Source organism: Marinobacter sp. CHS3-4 (assembly GCF_030053415.1).
Taxonomy (GTDB): domain Bacteria; phylum Pseudomonadota; class Gammaproteobacteria; order Pseudomonadales; family Oleiphilaceae; genus Marinobacter.
The window spans coordinates 1080765-1096973 of the sequence record NZ_JASGBJ010000002.1 but is presented as its reverse complement, the minus strand read 5'-3'; the positions used below and the strand labels follow the sequence as shown (position 1 = coordinate 1096973).

The window sequence follows — 16209 nt, the reverse complement described above, 5'->3', positions numbered from 1 at the left end:
TTCGCCAATCGGAACTTTGATATTTATGTCCAGCAATAGAATGACCCCTGCGCTTGTTTCACTGATTGCCGGCATTGCCTGCGCCATCGCTAGCGGCGTTGCGATCGCTGAATCCACCGAAGAGGCCATTCGAGCCAAATTAACGGAGGCAATTCCCAGGCTTGATATCACCGGAGTGAAAGCGTCTGAAGTGCCCGGACTTTACGAAGTGAGTAGCACGAATGGTGGTAATATTCTGGCGACTGAAGATGGTCAGTACCTGCTCACTGGCGATGTTCTCAAGGTAACGTCCGAGGGCATTGCCAACCTGTCGGAAGAGAAGCGGCTTGGCGAAAGAGCCCAGGCGCTGGCGGCGTACGATCAGTCTAAACTTATTACTTTCCCGGCCAACGGCGAGCAAAAAGCCAGTATCGATGTCTTTACCGATATCGATTGCCCCTACTGCCGGAAATTTCATGATGAAGTATCCGCACTGAATGACATGGGCATAGCGGTGAACTATTACGGGTTCCCGCGTTCCGGTCCCAACACGCCTTCGTTCTCGAAATATATCTCCGTGTGGTGTGCAGACGACCAGCAGGCCGCCATGGATGCTGCCAAACAAGGCAAGAGCGTGCCGAACCAGAGCTGCGAAAACCCCGTTGAGGCCCAATATCGCCTCGGGCAACAGGTGGGTGTAACCGGCACGCCTGCCATCATTCTCGACAATGGCCAAATGGTGCCAGGTTACCGTCCTGCCAACCAGATCGCACAAGCGTTGGGATTACGCTGATCGGCGGGGTTATTCGGGCGGGCATTGTCCGTTATACTGTCGCTCGCTTGAATAACCTATTGGGAACAGAGGTGAAGGTTTGAAACAGGTCAATGTCGGAATCTGCGGACTGGGCACCGTTGGTGGCGGTACATTCAATGTTCTGGAGCGCAACGCACAGTTGATTACTGGCCGCACCGGTTTCCAGATCAGGGTTGCCAGGGTTGCCACGCGCACCCCACGAAATGACATCGACCTGGGCGATATTCCGTTCAGCACCGATGTGTTTGATGTGGTCAATGATCCATCTGTGGACGTTGTGGTTGAACTGATCGGTGGCTACGATACCGCCAAGGAACTGGTGCTGGCCGCCATTGCCAATGGCAAGCACGTTGTCACTGCCAATAAAGCGCTGATTGCGGTTCACGGTAACGAAATCTTCAAAGCGGCCGCCGAGAAGAACGTCATCGTCGCATATGAAGCGGGTGTTGCCGGTGGCATTCCGGTTATCAAAGCTGTGCGCGAAGGCATGGCCGCCAACCGGGTTGACTGGATCGCTGGCATCATCAACGGCACCGGTAACTACATCCTTACCGAAATGCGCGCCGGTCGTGAGTTTTCTGAAGTGTTAAAAGAAGCTCAGGATCTGGGCTATGCCGAAGCCGATCCTACCTTTGACGTCGAAGGCATTGATGCCGCTCACAAGCTGACCATCCTGGCTTCCGCCGGCTTTGGCGTGCCATTGCAGTTTGAAAAGGCCTACACCGAAGGCATTTCCGAGATTACTCCGTATGACATCGCCCACGCCGAGGTGCTGGGTTATCGCATCAAGCACCTGGGCATTGCCCGTCGCCGGGAAGGCGGCATCGAGTTGCGCGTCCACCCGACATTGGTTCCTCGCAGCCATCTGATCGCGCAAGTTGATGGCGTATTGAACGCGGTTCTGGTTGATGGCGATGCCGTTGGCCAGACCATGTATTACGGCCCTGGTGCGGGTGACGAGGCCACTGCCTCTGCGGTTATTGCAGACATTATCGATGCAGCTCGTTCTGTGGCTTCTGCCAGTAATCAGCGTGTGCCTTATCTTGGCTTCGAGCCCGATGCAATGGAAGACCTTCCGGTGCTGCCGATGGAGGATATTCAGTCCGCCTACTACCTGCGGATCACCGCGATGGACCACCCCGGTGTTCTTGCCAAGATTGCCTCGGTTCTAAGCGAACACGGCATCAACATCGAATCCATCATGCAGAAAGAGTCCGAGTTCAAGGACGGGCGGATCCCGGTCATTATCCTGACCCATACTGTTCAGGAGCGTCAGATGAACCGCGCCATCGAGGAGCTGGAAGCACTGAGCGACATTGATGGCCGCGTTGTCCGTATCCGCGCTGAAAATTTCGAAGGCTAGGCTCGCAGTTCAGTCAGGCATTCAGTTTAGAGAGACATAAAAGGTGAGATACATCAGTACACGGGGCGAAGCGCCCTCGGTTGGCTTTGAAGACGTCCTGCTGACCGGGCTTGCCCCTGACGGCGGCCTTTACGTGCCCGAATCCCTGCCACAGTTCAGTCTGGAAGAAATCCGCAGCTGGCGCGGCCTCTCGTACAGTGAGTTGGCGTTCAACGTGATGCACCCGTTCGTCGAGGACACGGTGCCGGCAGACGACTTTCGGGCCATGCTGGAAGACACTTACGGGGTATTTGCCCACAAAGCCGTTGCCCCTTTGGTTCAGCTGGACACCAATGAGTGGGTGCTGGAGCTGTTCCGCGGCCCGACGCTGGCGTTCAAGGATTTTGCTCTGCAGCTGTTGGGGCGGTTGCTTGATTACGTGTTGGAAAAGCGCAAGCAGCATGTTGTCATCATGGGCGCCACCTCCGGCGATACAGGGTCAGCGGCGATTGAAGGCTGCCGTCGTTGTGAGCATGTGGATATCTTTATTCTGCACCCTCACGAGCGGGTGTCTGAAGTTCAACGGCGCCAAATGACCACCGTGAAGGGCGACAACATTCACAATATTGCTGTGCGCGGCAATTTTGATGACTGTCAGCGCATGGTCAAGGAAAGCTTTGGCGACCAGTCTTTTCTGGGCGGCAAGACTCAACTGGCGGCCGTCAATTCGATTAACTGGGCGCGGATCATGGCCCAGATCGTCTATTATTTCCACGCATCGCTGGCACTGGGTGGGCCTGATCGCAGCATGGCGTTCTCGGTTCCGACCGGTAACTTTGGCGATATCTTTGCGGGCTATCTGGCACGGAATATGGGCCTGCCGGTTTCACAACTGGTCATTGCCACCAACCGTAACGACATTCTTCATCGCTTCATGAGCGGAAATCGTTACGAGCAACAGCAGCTGGAACACACCCTGTCTCCGAGCATGGATATTATGGTGTCCAGCAATTTCGAAAGGCTTCTGTTCGATCTCCACGGTCGTGATGGACGCGCCGTAAAGGAATTGCTTGAAAATGCCTCCAAAGGGCCGGTCAGCATTGAGGATTACCGTTGGAAATCTGCTCGCCGCCTGTTCGACAGCGATGCGGTAGATGACCAGGGCACGACTGACACCATCCGGGAAATTTTCGAGCAGAACGAATACCTTCTGGATCCGCACACCGCAATTGGCGTTCGGGCGGCCCGTAACTGTCGTCGTGATTCGTCTGTGCCGATGATTACTCTGGGAACGGCGCACCCCGCCAAGTTCCCGGATGCTGTTCTGAGGTCGGGTGTGAAAGCGACGCCTGAGCTACCGGTGCATATGTCGGACCTGTTCGAGAGAGATGAAGAGTACACCGTTCTGGACAATAATCTGTCGGGTGTTCAGGATTTCATTGCCAAGCACTGGAAAAATACCTGAGCGGTATGACCACGAAGAAGATCCTCCGTCGCCCCAGTCCGGCCCGACAGCTGGATTGGGGGCACAACTTGCCTCCTTTGCTACAACGCCTTTATGCCGCCCGCGGTGTCACCTCTGACGACCAACTGAGCTACACACTGAAGCACCTTGCGTCGCCCATGGATCTGCGTGGCGTCGATCGCGCCGTTGAGTTGCTGGCGGAAGCCATCGCACAGCAACGGCGCGTGATGGTTTTAGGTGACTTCGATGCCGATGGCGCAACCAGTACCGCCGTCGCGATGCTGGGTCTGGGTATGTTGGGGTTGCAGCAGGTGGATTTCCGAGTGCCCAGCCGGTTTGCCGATGGCTATGGTTTGACGCCAGGCATTATTGAACGCCTTGCTTCAGAAGGCGCGCTGCCAGACCTGATGATCACCGTGGACAACGGCATTGCCGCCGTTGAGGGTGTCCGTGCCGCTAAGGAGCAGGGTGTGTCTGTCGTTGTGACAGACCATCACCTGGCGGGCGAAGTGCTGCCAGACGCAGATGCCATCGTGAATCCCAATCAACCGGGCTGTCCGTTTCTGAGCAAAAACGCAGCGGGTGTTGGGGTGATGTTCTATGTTCTGACCGCTCTGCGAAAGCACCTTCGCGAACAGAACCTGTTACCAGACCCTCAGCCAAACCTGGGTAGCCTGCTGGATCTTGTGGCGCTGGGCACTGTTGCCGACGTGGTGCCACTGGATCACAACAACCGGATTTTTGTCGAACAGGGCCTGCGCAGAATCCGTCAGGGCGAGGCCCGGCCTGGCATTCTGGCACTTCTGGAAGTGGCGGGGCGTGATCACAAGGAAATCAGCTCAACCGACCTGGGTTTCGTGGTTGGCCCAAGACTGAACGCGGCCGGTCGTCTGGACGATATGAGTGTTGGTATTGCCTGCCTGCTGGCCGACAGCCGCGACGAAGCACTGCGACTGGCCCGCGAACTGGATACCTTCAACCGTGAACGCCGCACCATCGAAAAAGACATGAAAGCCCAGGCCCAGGATCTGTTGGCCTCCATGTCGCTGGACCTGGAAGGTTTGCCCTGGGGGCTGACGCTGTTCGATACCGACTGGCATCAGGGCGTGATTGGTATCCTTGCCGCTCGCATTCGTGAGCAAACCCACCGCCCGACCATTGCCTTTGCGCCAGATGAAAACGGCCGGGACATCAAGGGCTCGGCCCGTTCCATTCCCGGTCTCCATATTCGTGATGTACTGGCAAACGTGGACTCACGGCATCCGGGGATTATGAAAAAATTCGGTGGCCATGCGATGGCGGCGGGTATGACGCTTGCGAAAGACGATTTTGAAGCGTTCGGTAAGGCCTTCGATGAAGCCGTTCGGGAAACCCTCAGTGCCAGCGACCTTGAGGCGGCCATCACCACGGATGGCCCTCTGGAGCAGGATGAGCTTTGTCTGGAAACCGCCAATCTTTTGAAGCGCGCCGGTCCCTGGGGACAGCATTTCCCGGAGCCGGTTTTTGATGGTGAGTTTCAGGTCGTCAACCAACGGATCGTTGGCGAAAACCATTTGAAACTTGTGCTTCAGCCGAAAGGTGGCAATGGGCTGATTGACGGCATTGCCTTCAATACCGGCCCGGAAGTGCCGGATTACACTCGCACTGGCGCGCGGGTGGTCTACAAGCCGGATGCCAATACCTTTCGCGGGCGTACCAACCTTCAGTTGTTGATCGACTACCTTGAGCCTTTGGGGTAATTCAGGCAGGGGGACTGGCGCAGAGGTGGAGGCTCTTTTCTTTCGGGAAAAGAACTCGCTTCGCTCAGACACCTTTGTCCCTGCAGAAAAGAGCCTCCACCTCCGCGCCGTGATAATTCCAAACATTGACCGCCGCGGTCAAAGTGACTCTGATACGAGGTCCGGCTCCAACCGCTGGCTGATTTAACAACCAATTTCCGGTAGAATCTCGCGTCTGATTTTGATCGCACTCATTTCCTATTTGGCGAGTAAGGATTTCATGGAAATTAATCCCATTGTGACGAAGATTAAAGAGCTTCGTGAGCGCACCGAAGCGCTCAGGGGGTATCTTTGACTACGATCAGCGTAGTGAAAGACTGACCGAAGTAGAGCGTGAACTGGAAATTCCGTCTGTCTGGGATGACCCGGACCGGGCACAGGCGCTGGGTAAAGAGCGCGCCGATCTTGAACTGATTGTTCGCACCATCGACAACCTCTCCTCTGGTCTCGACGACGCCGATGGTTTGCTTGAAATGGCGGCCGAAGAAGAGGACGAAGGCACCGTTGGCGAGATCGAATCCGATCTTGAAGGACTGGATAAGGAACTGGAAAAGCTCGAGTTCCGTCGGATGTTTTCCGGAGAAATGGACGCCAACAATGCCTATCTGGATATCCAGGCCGGCTCTGGTGGTACCGAAGCTCAGGATTGGGGCAACATGCTGCTGCGTATGTACTTGCGGTGGGCTGAGCGTCGTGGGTTCAAAGCAGAGATCGTGGAGCTGCAGGAAGGGGATGTAGCAGGCATCAAAAGTGCCACGATTCACATTCAGGGCGACTACGCCTATGGCTGGTTGCGGACAGAAACCGGCGTTCACCGTCTTGTCCGTAAGTCACCGTTTGATTCCGGTAACCGTCGTCATACCTCATTCTCATCTGTATTCGTGTCGCCAGAAGTGGATGACAGTTTCGAAATCGAGATCGACCCATCCGATCTTCGAGTCGATGTTTACCGTGCGTCCGGCGCCGGTGGTCAGCACGTTAACCGTACCGAGTCGGCGGTCCGGCTGACCCACAACCCCACGGGCATTGTGGTGGCCTGTCAGGCTGGCCGGAGCCAGCATCAGAACAAAGACCAGGCCATGAAGCAGTTGAAGGCCAAGCTGTTCGAACGAGAGATGCAGGAGCGCAACGCCGAGAAACAGAAAGCGGAAGACGCCAAGGCCGACATTGGCTGGGGCAGCCAGATTCGCTCCTATGTGCTGGACGACAGCCGCATCAAGGATCTGCGGACAAAGGTGGAAACCAGCAATACGCAGAACGTTCTGGACGGCGACATCGACAAGTTTATCGAAGCCAGTCTGAAAATGGCGTTGTAAACAGCGCCGACCAAAACCTATACCCGACAACCCGATTTTAGTGAGCCAACATGACTGAGCAGACCCAGAACCCACACCAGGATGACAACAAGCTGATTGCCGAACGTCGCGCCAAGTTGTCGGACCTGCGCGATCAGGGCAATGCCTTCCCCAACGATTTCCGCCGTGATGCCTCTGCCGCCGAGTTGCAGGCCAAATACGGCGAGAAAACCAAGGAAGAGTTGGCGGAAATGGGTGTTCAGGTGGCCATTGCCGGCCGCATGATGCTGGATCGTAAGGCGTTCAAGGTTGTTCAGGACATGACCGGCCGTATTCAGATATACGCGTCCAAAGATGTGCAGAAGGACACCAAGCACTGGGATCTGGGCGACATTGTGGGCGTGCGTGGAACGCTTTCGAAATCCGGTAAGGGCGATCTTTATGTGACCATGGATGAGTACGTGCTACTCACCAAATCCTTGCGTCCACTGCCAGAGAAGCACAAGGGGCTGACGGATATGGAAGCCCGTTATCGCCAGCGGTACGTGGATCTGATGGTGAACGAAGACAGCCGTCGTGTCTTCCTCGCTCGCTCGAAGATCATTAACACCATGCGTCAGTACTTCACAGACCGCGACTTCATGGAAGTGGAAACGCCGATGCTGCAGGTGATTCCTGGTGGCGCTACGGCGCGTCCTTTCGTGACCCATCACAACGCGCTGGGCATGGACATGTATCTGCGTATTGCGCCGGAGCTCTACCTGAAGCGTCTGGTTGTGGGCGGTTTCGAGCGGGTCTTTGAGATTAACCGGAATTTCCGCAATGAGGGTTTATCCACCCGGCACAACCCGGAATTCACCATGGTGGAGTTCTACCAGGCCTACGCGGATTACAATGACCTCATGGACCTGACTGAGGACATGCTTCGCACCATCACCCAGACCGTGCTCGGTGACACCATCGTGACTAATCGCCGCGCCCTGGCCAATGGGGAAGAAGAAACGGTCGAGTACGATTTCGGCAAGCCGTTTGAACGCCTGACGGTGGTGGACGCTATCCTGCGTCACAATCCGGACATCAAGCGCGAGCAGTTGGCCGATGACGCCAGCGCCCGCCAGGTCGCCAGAGACCTGAACATCCAGCTCAAAGACAGCTGGGGCCTGGGCAAAGTACAGATTGAAATCTTTGAAGCTACGGCAGAACATCGTCTGATCCAGCCGACCTTCATCACGGAATACCCTAAAGAAGTGTCGCCGCTGGCCCGTTGCAAAGATGCCGATCCATTCGTCACCGAGCGCTTTGAATTCTTTGTGGGCGGTCGCGAAATTGCCAATGGCTTCTCGGAGCTGAACGACGCCGAAGACCAGGCCGAGCGTTTCCGTGAACAGGTGGCCGAGAAGGATGCCGGAGACGACGAAGCCATGTTTTATGACGAGGACTACGTCATGGCCCTGGAGTATGGCTTACCGCCCACTGCGGGCGAAGGTATTGGCATTGACCGCCTGGCCATGCTGCTGACAGATTCCCCGTCCATCCGTGACGTTATCCTGTTCCCTGCCATGCGTCCGGAACACAGACCGGACTCTGGCAAAGAGAAAGAGTCCGAGTAAGCATGCATCCTGCGGACGAGCTGGCTGGCTATCTCCGGCCCGGCCGGGGATGGCTTGAACACCTGGGCGCGGAATTTCAGCAGCCGTACATGCGTTCTCTGGCGGAATTCATTGCCTCGGAGGACGCCGCTGGTAAAACCCTGTTTCCGCCCCGGCGTTTTGTTTTCAATGCTCTGAACAGCACCCCGCTGGATAAAGTGTCAGTGGTGGTGTTGGGGCAGGACCCATATCATGGTCCGGGCCAGGCCCACGGCCTGTCGTTCTCTGTTCGACCTCACGTCCCCAACCCTCCGTCTCTGCAGAACATTTTCAAAGAGCTTCATGACAACACGGGTTTCGTGCCGCCGGATCACGGCTGCCTGCAAACCTGGGCCGAACAGGGCGTACTGTTGCTGAATACCGTGCTGACGGTGGTGCAGGGGCAGGCTGGGGCTCATCAGGGGCAAGGCTGGGAGCAGTTTACCGATCAAGTGATTGATCTGGTCAACCGCGAAAGAGAGGGCGTGGTGTTTTTATTGTGGGGCAGTCCCGCCCGTAAGAAAGGCAAGGCGATTGATCGTACTCGTCATCTGGTGCTGGAAAGTCCTCACCCGTCGCCATTGAGCGCCTATCGTGGATTCTTCGGGTGCCAGCACTTTTCGAAGGCGAACGCGTGGCTGAACCAGCAGGGCAAGCCAGCTATCGACTGGTCATTGCCCTCCAAAGAACAGCTTTTGCAAAGGTACGAAAAGGCCTGAGGGCTGTCTTCAGGCCACCTCTATTTGAGCAGCGCCATGGCGGCTTCCATCTCGGCGTTCAGGTCCTCTTCCCCGCTCATGTCCACTTCGGGATCCAGTCCCAGGCGATCAAACGCCGAGATAGTTTTCCAATCCATCTCATTCCAGGGGTGATCTGTGCCGGCGATCAGCTGAAGGTTGGCAATCATCACCAGGTCTGCGTAGTCGGGCGCTGGGACTTCTCGCTGGAAGTTGGCGTATTCCAGCGGCACGTTTTGCAAATCCTTGGGGAAGTCCCAGGTTTTGAGAATGGCTGCGCCAATTCGTGGATGCAGCTCGTCAATGACGTTGTCCAGCATGATGCTGCTGATCTGGATGTCACTGTCTTCCACGTATCTGAGTATGGGCAGCACTCCGATCAGGTGGACAAGGCCTGCCAGCGTCGCCTGATCCGGTTTCAATTTGGTGTAGTGTTGAGCTAGAACGTGGCAGACGCCAGCCACTTCAGTGCTGGTCTGCCAGGTGGCTCGCAGGCGCTTATCGATCATGTCAGAGGTGGCCTGGAACATCTGTTCCATGGCAAGCCCCATGGCCAGGTTGCTGGTGTAGGCCATGCCCAGACGGCTGACCGCCATGTTCAGGTTTTCGATGGCCCGGCTGCCGCGAAACAGCGGGCTATTACAGACACGGATAATTCTGGCAGATAGGGCCGTATCGGTACTGATGACTTTCACCAGATCGAGGATCGCAGAATCTTCGTTTTCAGCGATCTCGCGTACCTGAAGAGCTGCCTCAGGGAGAGTCGGCAGCACAAGCTTGTCGTTTTCGATTGCGCTGGTGAGATCGTTCTTTATCGTTTCAACAATATTCGACATGGTCTGTTAGGGTCCGCACATTGAAAGAGGCAATCACGATCATCGTTCTCGCCCCTATGTTCATGGTGTACAGGAAGTTATAGCAAATTTTCAGGATTCTTCCTGTCAACTTATGTATCAGACGTCTCGGCTGGCTCGCGCTCGCTGACCCGATAAGGGAGCGGCAAGAGTGTCAGAGGGGTTTCCGGAGCTGCGTCCGTTACCAGTGATTCTTCCGCTGCGTCGTGTCGGACAACGGCCAGACACTGGCTACTGCCATCCGATAATCCAATTGCATTGACGATCTCGCCGACCGAGCGCCCTTCGTTTTTCAGCGCCATTCCCACTTCCGGTGTTTCTGTGCCAGCCGGGCAAGAAAATCGAAACAGGCTTTTCTTGAGCTGACCCAAGAAATGCATTCGCGCGATGACTTCCTGGCCGGTATAGCAGCCCTTTTTAAAATGCACGCCGCCCAGATGCTGCCAGTTGAGCATTTGTGGCACGAAGCTTTCTCGGGTGTCCGGAGTCAGACCAGGGACGCCGGCAGCAATTTCGGATGCCTGCCAGGTGGCCCTTGAATGTTCCGGGATACGTGCGAGCGCATCATGGGCATCTGCCGGCAATTCTTCCGTTTGCCAGAACTCAAAGCGTGCCAGTCCCTCAGCCGTATCCATCGTCCGGATAAGATGTCCGCCTGAAATTCGTGCACTGTCGGAAGGAAAAGAAAGCTGCTCGGCTGCGCCAGACAGAAGCGCGTTGGCCGATTCGGCCCCGAGCAAGCCAATAAGGCGTGCGTCTGATTCTGCTTCCATGGAAGTGCCACGGAACAACATCAGGTATTTTCTCAGGTGGGTGACCGTTTCTTCCACCAGAGCCTCCGGAAGCGCGATGAGGATATCGCTGCCGTCACGCACCATGCGGGTCAGGCAATAAGCTCTGCCTTTTGGTGTGCAGGCGGAGGCTCTAGGCGAGAATTGTTCGGTGGCATCTTCTACCTGTTGGCTGAACTGGCCCTGCAGAAACTTATCGGTGCCAGGCCCTGAAATCCGAAAGATAATCTGATCGTCGGCCATGATTCTGGCGGGGCTGGGTAGAGGGAATTGTGCCACCGCTGCTCCCGATTCGGACATGACGTTCTCCCATACTATTCGATTTGGTGATGATCGGAGCTTTGCGGGCCAAGATTAAGCCAGACTCGCAAGCGGCGGTGCAGGTCAGTTGAGATGTTTCCCGCACCGCTGGTCATGGACCACAGTAACACTGTTATCGGATTGTAGTTGGAGTTGGTTGGCCTGAGTTTCAAGATCATGAGTCTGAAATAGAGGCGGCTCTCGGGCTCAACCGTGACCGTTAACTGCTGCCCATCGCGCCGCTCGGCGACAATCCCGCTTTCGGTCACTATCAGCCGAGTGATGGATTTTGCCAGGCCCAGGCGGCCATTGAGGTTCCATTGATAGACGGCGCCGCCAACAGAAGCTGCCAGCAAAAGCAAAAAAGCGGATCCAAAGGACAGCGCCAGAATCAGAGTAAAGACACCCAGGCAAAGCCAGGGCAGGCTGGCGATTGCGCCTACCCAGTGGCTTGGGGTAATCGGAATGTCAGTCCGGCTGAACACGATTCAGGATTAGATCCACAATCCGTTGAAGGTCGGGATCTTCAGGACGGCTTCGCTGCATGAACCATTCGAACATGTCCGTGTCTTCGCAGGTGATCAGCTTGTGATAACGCGCCTGGTCTTCTGCAGGCAGGTCACGGTAGGCCTGTTCCAGGAATGGAATCAGCAAGACATCCAGTTCAAGCATTCCCCGGCGGCTGTGCCACCACAGGCGATTGAATTCGGCATTTTCAGACATTCGGCCTCACAGTTAAAAACGGATGTACGGTGATGATCATCGGCTCAGGGAGCCGGGCTTCGATAGGTTGTGGGAGTCAATACGGTGTCTTTTGCCTCATGGAGCAGTCCCGGGAAGTCCAGAGTGTAATGCAGGCCGCGACTTTCCCGACGCTGCAACGCCGAACAAATGATCAGATCGGCCACCGTGACCAGGTTACGCAACTCCAGAAGGTCATTGGACACGCGGTAGTTGCTGTAAAATTCGCCGATTTCCCGCTCCAGAAGGTCGATGCGGTGCTTGGCGCGTTGCAGGCGTTTGGTGGTGCGCACGATGCCAACGTAGTCCCACATGAAGTGCCGCAATTCGTCCCAGTTATGGGAAATGACGACGTCTTCGTCGGAATCCCGAACCTGGCTCTCGTCCCAGTCTGGTGCCGGTGGTGGTGCGGGTATGTCCGATTCGCGGCGGGTAATGTCGGCGGCGGCTGCGCGCCCGTAGACCAGGCACTCCAGGAGAGAATTGCTGGCCATCCGGTTAGCACCATGCAGGCCGGTGAAGGCTGCTTCGCCCACTACGTATAGCTGATTGATGTCGGTGCGGGCGCGATCGTCACTCAGAATGCCGCCGCAGGTGTAGTGCGCGGCAGGAACCACCGGAATAGGCTCTTTAGCCATATCAATCCCGAAGGTCAGGCACTTTTCGTAGATGGTCGGAAAGTGGTGCTTGATAAAATCCACTGACTGGTGGCTGATATCCAGGTACAGATGATCCGCACCCAGTCGCTTCATCTCATGGTCGATGGCTCGCGCTACGATGTCTCTCGGTGCCAGTTCGCCTCGCTGGTCGAATCGATCCATGAAGCGTTGCCCATCTGGCAAACGCAAAACGCCGCCTTCTCCACGAACCGCCTCGGTAATCAGGAACGACTTGGCGTGGGGGTGGTACAGGCACGTGGGATGGAACTGGTTGAATTCCATGTTGCCCACCCGGCAGCCCGCCCGCCAGGCCATGGCAATGCCGTCGCCCGAAGCACCGTCCGGATTGGTGGTATAGCGATAAGCCTTGCTCGCGCCTCCGGTTGCAATAATGGTGAAACGGGCGCGAAAAAGTTCTACGTGATTGTCGTCCAGGTTAAGAATATAGGCGCCAACACAGGCATTGCCCGGCAATGCCAGCTTGCGATTGGTGATTAGATCCACGGCCACCCGCTGGGACATCAGGTGAATATTGGGCCGGGCCTGAGCCTGGGATGCCAGCGTCGTGGACACAGCATGCCCGGTGGCGTCGGCGGCGTGGATAATCCGGCGATGGCTGTGGCCGCCCTCGCGGGTCAAATGATACTGCGCCTGCTCATCTCGACTAAAATCGACGCCGCTGTCGATCAGCCAGTTGATGCTTTCGCGGCCATGCTCAACGGTAAAACGCACAGCATCTTCATGGCAGAGTCCGCCGCCGGCGTTGAGCGTGTCGTTCACATGGTTTTCCAGAGAATCCTGATCGTCCAGAACCGCTGCGATTCCCCCCTGAGCCCAGAGAGTAGCACCGCTGCTGATATCGCCTTTACTGATCACAGCAACCTGGAGGTGTGTTGGCAGATTCAGTGCCACCGTCAGGCCGGCCGCACCGCTGCCAATGATCAGTACATCAAATTCGTAGGATTGTGGCATCGGGTTGTTGTCGCGGGCCATAATGTGGTTGTGTATTGAACTAAACTTTGTGCTTGCTGTCTATTTGGCCGAACGGGATGCCCGGATCTTAACGGGCATGGAATCATACTGGACGCCAGGCAAGCGCATGAACTCTCAGGTTTGTAGGTACACCGGCCATGCGGTCGGCTCCTCTCAGAAGCTGGTTTCCACGTCCATGACTGCGGATTCAGAACGACACAGAGATGACCATAGCGAGAGCCAGACGGATCTTCAGCTGGTCAGAAAAGTCCGCAATGGGGATCGCTCCGCATTCGACCTTCTGGTGGTGAAATATCAATCCCGTGTTGCCTCTATCATAGGGCGCTATGTTTACGATCACCAGGAGGTCATGGACCTGGCCCAAGAGACGTTTGTCAAAGCGTTTCGGGCGATTGACCGTTTTCGGGGAGACAGTGCGTTTTACACCTGGCTGTACCGAATTGCTGTAAACACGGCGAAGAATTATCTCGAGTCCCGGGCCCGCCGACCCCAGAGCGGCGTAGATGCATCTGACGCGGAAAACTTCGAAGATGGGTTCCGTTTGCGTGATAATGCTTCGCCCGACCGGCTACTGCACCGAGACCAGCTGCAGATTGAATTGGAATCTGCCATCGCAGCGCTGCCAGAAGAACTGAGATCGGCGTTCCTGCTGCGGGAATACGATGGACTGAGTTATGAGGACATTGCGGGCATTCTCGAATGTCCGATTGGCACAGTCCGTTCACGAATTTTCAGGGCGCGAGAGTCGGTGGATCGGCATCTTGGCCCGTTACTGAATGACGCGCGGACTTAATGAGGTTGCATCCTATGGATGATCGTCTGAAAGAAACCCTGTCAGCAATGATGGATGATGAAGCGGATGAACTGTCCGTCCGACGGCTTCTGTCCCATGAAAATCAGGATGAAGTGCGCGGCCAGTTTCATCGATGGCAGCAGATGCGAGATCTGATTCAGCGAGGCCATCCCACCGTCGATTCTGTCGATGTCTCTGAGGGAGTGCGTGACCTGCTGGACGGCCATGTCAGAGTGGCTGACCCGCAGGCTGGCATGTCGTCGCCCGCGCGCAGGAAGTTGCAATGGTCTGCGGTTGCCACCGTTGCGCTCGCTCTGGCCGTGGGTTTCGGGGCTGGGACAGGTTGGGATTCCGCCACTGAAACTTTACCGACAGAGCAAGCTGCCTCTGCGGGTATTCCGGAGCTGCCTCTTAACGGTCTGGATGAACAGCAGAGGGAGCAGTTGAGTCGTTATTTACTTCAGCATGCGCAACACAACAGCGTTGGCACCGGCCATGCTTCCATGGGTTATGCGCGCGCCGTCAGCGCTTCCGGAGCCGGATACTGATGTTTCGGGCGGCCTGTCTGATTGTGCTCTGTACCCTGGCGTCATCGAGCCTGGCCGAAGAGCAGAATTTCGAGGATCCGGGGTATTGGCTCGAGAAGCTGGTTCCTGCCTTGACCAAAACGTCCTATCGGGGCGTCTTCGTCTACGCCCGTGGCGATCAGGTCAGTTCCATGCAGATTGCCCATCGTTTTCGTAACGGGATGGTTGAAGAACGGCTGGTCATGCAAGACGGCGAAGCCGGTGAGATTGTCCGCAAAGGTATGGAAGTGATTTGCGTGTTGCCAAAACATGGGCGTATGGAATTGACCAATGTCATTCCCTCCGGCCCATTTGCAGAAGCCTTTGCCAATCAACTGGTTCCCGTGGATCGATGGTACCGGCCGGAAATGAGCGGTGACGACCGGATAGCCGGGCATGATGTGGTTCGTCTGACGATGAATGCAAAAGACGATCTGCGCTACAGTCACCGCCTCTGGCTGGAGCGGTCAACCGGGCTGCCACTGAAGGGTAAGGTCATATCCTCGTCTGGCGAGGTGCTGGAATATTTCCACTTCACCAGCCTGACGATCAGTGATCAATTGTCGGATCAGGAATTCATGATTCGCACCGAAGGCCGGGAAATATCTCGCACTCTTTCTCCCAGAAGTGAGGCACCGGCGCCATCCACCATGGAAGGCTGGAGCCTGGGCTGGAAGCCCCAGGGCTTTGAGCCTGCGGCTGCGCCCAGCTCCGGCGCCGGAGGAGCGGTTGCGTTTTCTGATGGGCTGGCGTCTTTTTCGGTGTTTGTTGAATCTGCCTCTGGCTTAGAGATGCCTTCAGGTACGTCACGGATAGGCGCCACAACGGTTTATATGAAACGCCTTGAACTGGCGTCGGGGGATTTCCTGGTGACGGTCGTTGGCGAAATACCGCTGGAGACTGTTGTCAAAGTGGCGAACTCCGTTGAGGTTGACGATTCCCGAATGCTCGGAGCCAACCTGCCATGATTACCGAGCAGGGCAAAGTGATTGCAGTAACGGGGGATCAAGTGTGGGTACGGACGATTCGATCGAGTGCCTGTGAGTCCTGTTCCGCTCGCAGTGGTTGCGGCCAGAGAGTCCTGGCCAGTGCATCCAATGGCCGGGCGAACCAGATACTGGTCACCAATCACCTCGGAGCGCAGGTCGGTGATGAGGTGGCGGTGGCCATTGAAGAATCTGCACTGCTTACGGCGTCGCTACTGGTCTATGCGGTGCCGCTACTGTTAATGGTACTCGGTGCGGTGGTGGGGCAGCAGTGGTTACCTGCTCAGGATATGGGCGCAATCATTGGTGCTCTGGCGGGCCTCGGAGGAGGCTTCGCACTGGCTCGCAGAATTCAGTCACGTCCCGGACACCGCTACGAACCCACGCTCATTAAAATCCTGCCTTCGGCCTCCGGCCTGCAAAGATGAAGCTTTAGTAAGATCGTTGAAAAACTGGCATATGCCCGCACAATAAAGCATCGAAGTATC

General features: G+C 56.3%; 16 protein-coding genes. 11 read left to right on the top strand and 5 right to left on the bottom strand.

Annotated elements, in window-relative coordinates; translation table 11 throughout:
• Nucleotides 1-25: 25 nt before the first annotated feature.
• The 7 genes from QLQ17_RS12925 (at nt 26) to ung (ending at nt 9020) form a co-directional block, all read left to right on the top strand.
• Complete coding sequence (locus QLQ17_RS12925) at nt 26-772, top strand: DsbC family protein (protein WP_283209987.1); 747 nt, start codon at nt 26-28, stop codon at nt 770-772.
• A 79-nt stretch (nt 773-851) separates the two neighbouring features.
• The gene (locus QLQ17_RS12920; protein ID WP_283209986.1) at nt 852-2156 is read left to right on the top strand and encodes a homoserine dehydrogenase; all 1305 of its coding nucleotides are present in this window, start codon (nt 852-854) and stop codon (nt 2154-2156) included.
• Between the two features lie 43 nt (nt 2157-2199).
• The gene (gene thrC, locus QLQ17_RS12915; RefSeq protein ID WP_283209985.1) at nt 2200-3600 is read left to right on the top strand and encodes a threonine synthase; all 1401 of its coding nucleotides are present in this window, start codon (nt 2200-2202) and stop codon (nt 3598-3600) included.
• 5 nt (nt 3601-3605) lie between these two features.
• Entirely contained in the window at nt 3606-5339 is a 1734-nt protein-coding gene (gene recJ / locus QLQ17_RS12910) for a single-stranded-DNA-specific exonuclease RecJ (RefSeq protein WP_283209984.1), read from the top strand.
• A gap of 259 nt (nt 5340-5598) precedes the next feature.
• A protein-coding gene (gene prfB, locus QLQ17_RS12905) for a peptide chain release factor 2 (protein ID WP_283209983.1) occupies nt 5599-6694 on the top strand; the annotation gives its coding sequence in 2 pieces (ribosomal slippage) (nt 5599-5670 and nt 5672-6694; 1095 coding nt in all).
• A gap of 50 nt (nt 6695-6744) precedes the next feature.
• Nucleotides 6745-8283 (top strand): lysine--tRNA ligase, encoded by a 1539-nt coding sequence (gene lysS, locus QLQ17_RS12900; protein ID WP_283209982.1) that lies wholly within the window; start codon nt 6745-6747, stop codon nt 8281-8283.
• Nucleotides 8284-8285: 2 nt separating this feature from the next.
• A complete protein-coding gene (gene ung, locus QLQ17_RS12895) occupies nt 8286-9020 on the top strand; it encodes a uracil-DNA glycosylase (protein WP_283209981.1) in 735 nt (244 codons plus the stop codon).
• A gap of 20 nt (nt 9021-9040) precedes the next feature.
• On the opposite strand, the gene QLQ17_RS12890 is transcribed toward ung, so the two are convergent.
• The 5 genes from QLQ17_RS12890 to nadB all read right to left on the bottom strand — a co-directional run bounded on the left by QLQ17_RS12890 (nt 9041) and on the right by nadB (nt 13355).
• The gene (locus QLQ17_RS12890) at nt 9041-9874 is read right to left on the bottom strand and encodes an HDOD domain-containing protein (protein WP_283209980.1); all 834 of its coding nucleotides are present in this window, start codon (nt 9872-9874) and stop codon (nt 9041-9043) included.
• A 110-nt stretch (nt 9875-9984) separates the two neighbouring features.
• Complete coding sequence (gene ygfZ, locus QLQ17_RS12885) at nt 9985-10983, bottom strand: CAF17-like 4Fe-4S cluster assembly/insertion protein YgfZ (protein WP_283209979.1); 999 nt, start codon at nt 10981-10983, stop codon at nt 9985-9987.
• A 14-nt stretch (nt 10984-10997) separates the two neighbouring features.
• Nucleotides 10998-11468, bottom strand: coding sequence for a hypothetical protein (locus tag QLQ17_RS12880; RefSeq protein WP_283209978.1), 471 nt, complete (start codon nt 11466-11468; stop codon nt 10998-11000).
• Nucleotides 11452-11706: an FAD assembly factor SdhE gene (locus tag QLQ17_RS12875; protein ID WP_283209977.1), complete on the bottom strand. Its 255-nt coding sequence runs from the start codon at nt 11704-11706 to the stop codon at nt 11452-11454. The genes QLQ17_RS12880 and QLQ17_RS12875 overlap by 17 nt, the downstream gene beginning before the upstream one ends.
• Nucleotides 11707-11750: 44 nt before the next feature.
• The gene (gene nadB / locus QLQ17_RS12870; RefSeq protein ID WP_283210169.1) at nt 11751-13355 is read right to left on the bottom strand and encodes an L-aspartate oxidase; all 1605 of its coding nucleotides are present in this window, start codon (nt 13353-13355) and stop codon (nt 11751-11753) included.
• A 196-nt stretch (nt 13356-13551) separates the two neighbouring features.
• Here nadB and rpoE point away from each other — a divergent pair, with 196 nt between their 5' ends.
• Genes rpoE through QLQ17_RS12850 form a run of 4 tightly spaced genes read left to right on the top strand, consistent with a single transcriptional unit; the run spans nt 13552 to nt 16149 of the window.
• A complete protein-coding gene (gene rpoE / locus QLQ17_RS12865) occupies nt 13552-14169 on the top strand; it encodes an RNA polymerase sigma factor RpoE (protein ID WP_283210168.1) in 618 nt (205 codons plus the stop codon).
• Nucleotides 14170-14183: 14 nt separating this feature from the next.
• Nucleotides 14184-14717 (top strand): sigma-E factor negative regulatory protein, encoded by a 534-nt coding sequence (locus tag QLQ17_RS12860; RefSeq protein WP_283209976.1) that lies wholly within the window; start codon nt 14184-14186, stop codon nt 14715-14717.
• Nucleotides 14717-15703, top strand: coding sequence for a MucB/RseB C-terminal domain-containing protein (locus tag QLQ17_RS12855; protein ID WP_283209975.1), 987 nt, complete (start codon nt 14717-14719; stop codon nt 15701-15703). Before QLQ17_RS12860 ends, QLQ17_RS12855 begins: the two co-directional genes overlap by 1 nt.
• On the top strand, nt 15700-16149 hold the full coding sequence (locus tag QLQ17_RS12850; protein ID WP_283209974.1) for a SoxR reducing system RseC family protein: 450 nt from the start codon (nt 15700-15702) through the stop codon (nt 16147-16149). The genes QLQ17_RS12855 and QLQ17_RS12850 overlap by 4 nt, the downstream gene beginning before the upstream one ends.
• Nucleotides 16150-16209 lie beyond the last annotated feature (60 nt).

What these genes read in the sequence shown, in the direction of transcription:
- rpoE (WP_283210168.1), top strand. Translation starts at nt 13,552, where the DNA reads ATGACTGCGGATTCAGAACGACACAGAGATGACCATAGCGAGAGCCAG.
- QLQ17_RS12855 (WP_283209975.1), top strand. Translation starts at nt 14,717, where the DNA reads ATGTTTCGGGCGGCCTGTCTGATTGTGCTCTGTACCCTGGCGTCATCG.
- ygfZ (WP_283209979.1), bottom strand. Translation starts at nt 10,983, where the DNA reads ATGTCCGAATCGGGAGCAGCGGTGGCACAATTCCCTCTACCCAGCCCC.
- recJ (WP_283209984.1), top strand. Translation starts at nt 3,606, where the DNA reads ATGACCACGAAGAAGATCCTCCGTCGCCCCAGTCCGGCCCGACAGCTG.
- QLQ17_RS12850 (WP_283209974.1), top strand. Translation starts at nt 15,700, where the DNA reads ATGATTACCGAGCAGGGCAAAGTGATTGCAGTAACGGGGGATCAAGTG.
- QLQ17_RS12860 (WP_283209976.1), top strand. Translation starts at nt 14,184, where the DNA reads ATGGATGATCGTCTGAAAGAAACCCTGTCAGCAATGATGGATGATGAA.
- QLQ17_RS12875 (WP_283209977.1), bottom strand. Translation starts at nt 11,706, where the DNA reads ATGTCTGAAAATGCCGAATTCAATCGCCTGTGGTGGCACAGCCGCCGG.
- lysS (WP_283209982.1), top strand. Translation starts at nt 6,745, where the DNA reads ATGACTGAGCAGACCCAGAACCCACACCAGGATGACAACAAGCTGATT.
- nadB (WP_283210169.1), bottom strand. Translation starts at nt 13,355, where the DNA reads ATGCCACAATCCTACGAATTTGATGTACTGATCATTGGCAGCGGTGCG.
- ung (WP_283209981.1), top strand. Translation starts at nt 8,286, where the DNA reads ATGCATCCTGCGGACGAGCTGGCTGGCTATCTCCGGCCCGGCCGGGGA.
- QLQ17_RS12925 (WP_283209987.1), top strand. Translation starts at nt 26, where the DNA reads ATGTCCAGCAATAGAATGACCCCTGCGCTTGTTTCACTGATTGCCGGC.
- QLQ17_RS12890 (WP_283209980.1), bottom strand. Translation starts at nt 9,874, where the DNA reads ATGTCGAATATTGTTGAAACGATAAAGAACGATCTCACCAGCGCAATC.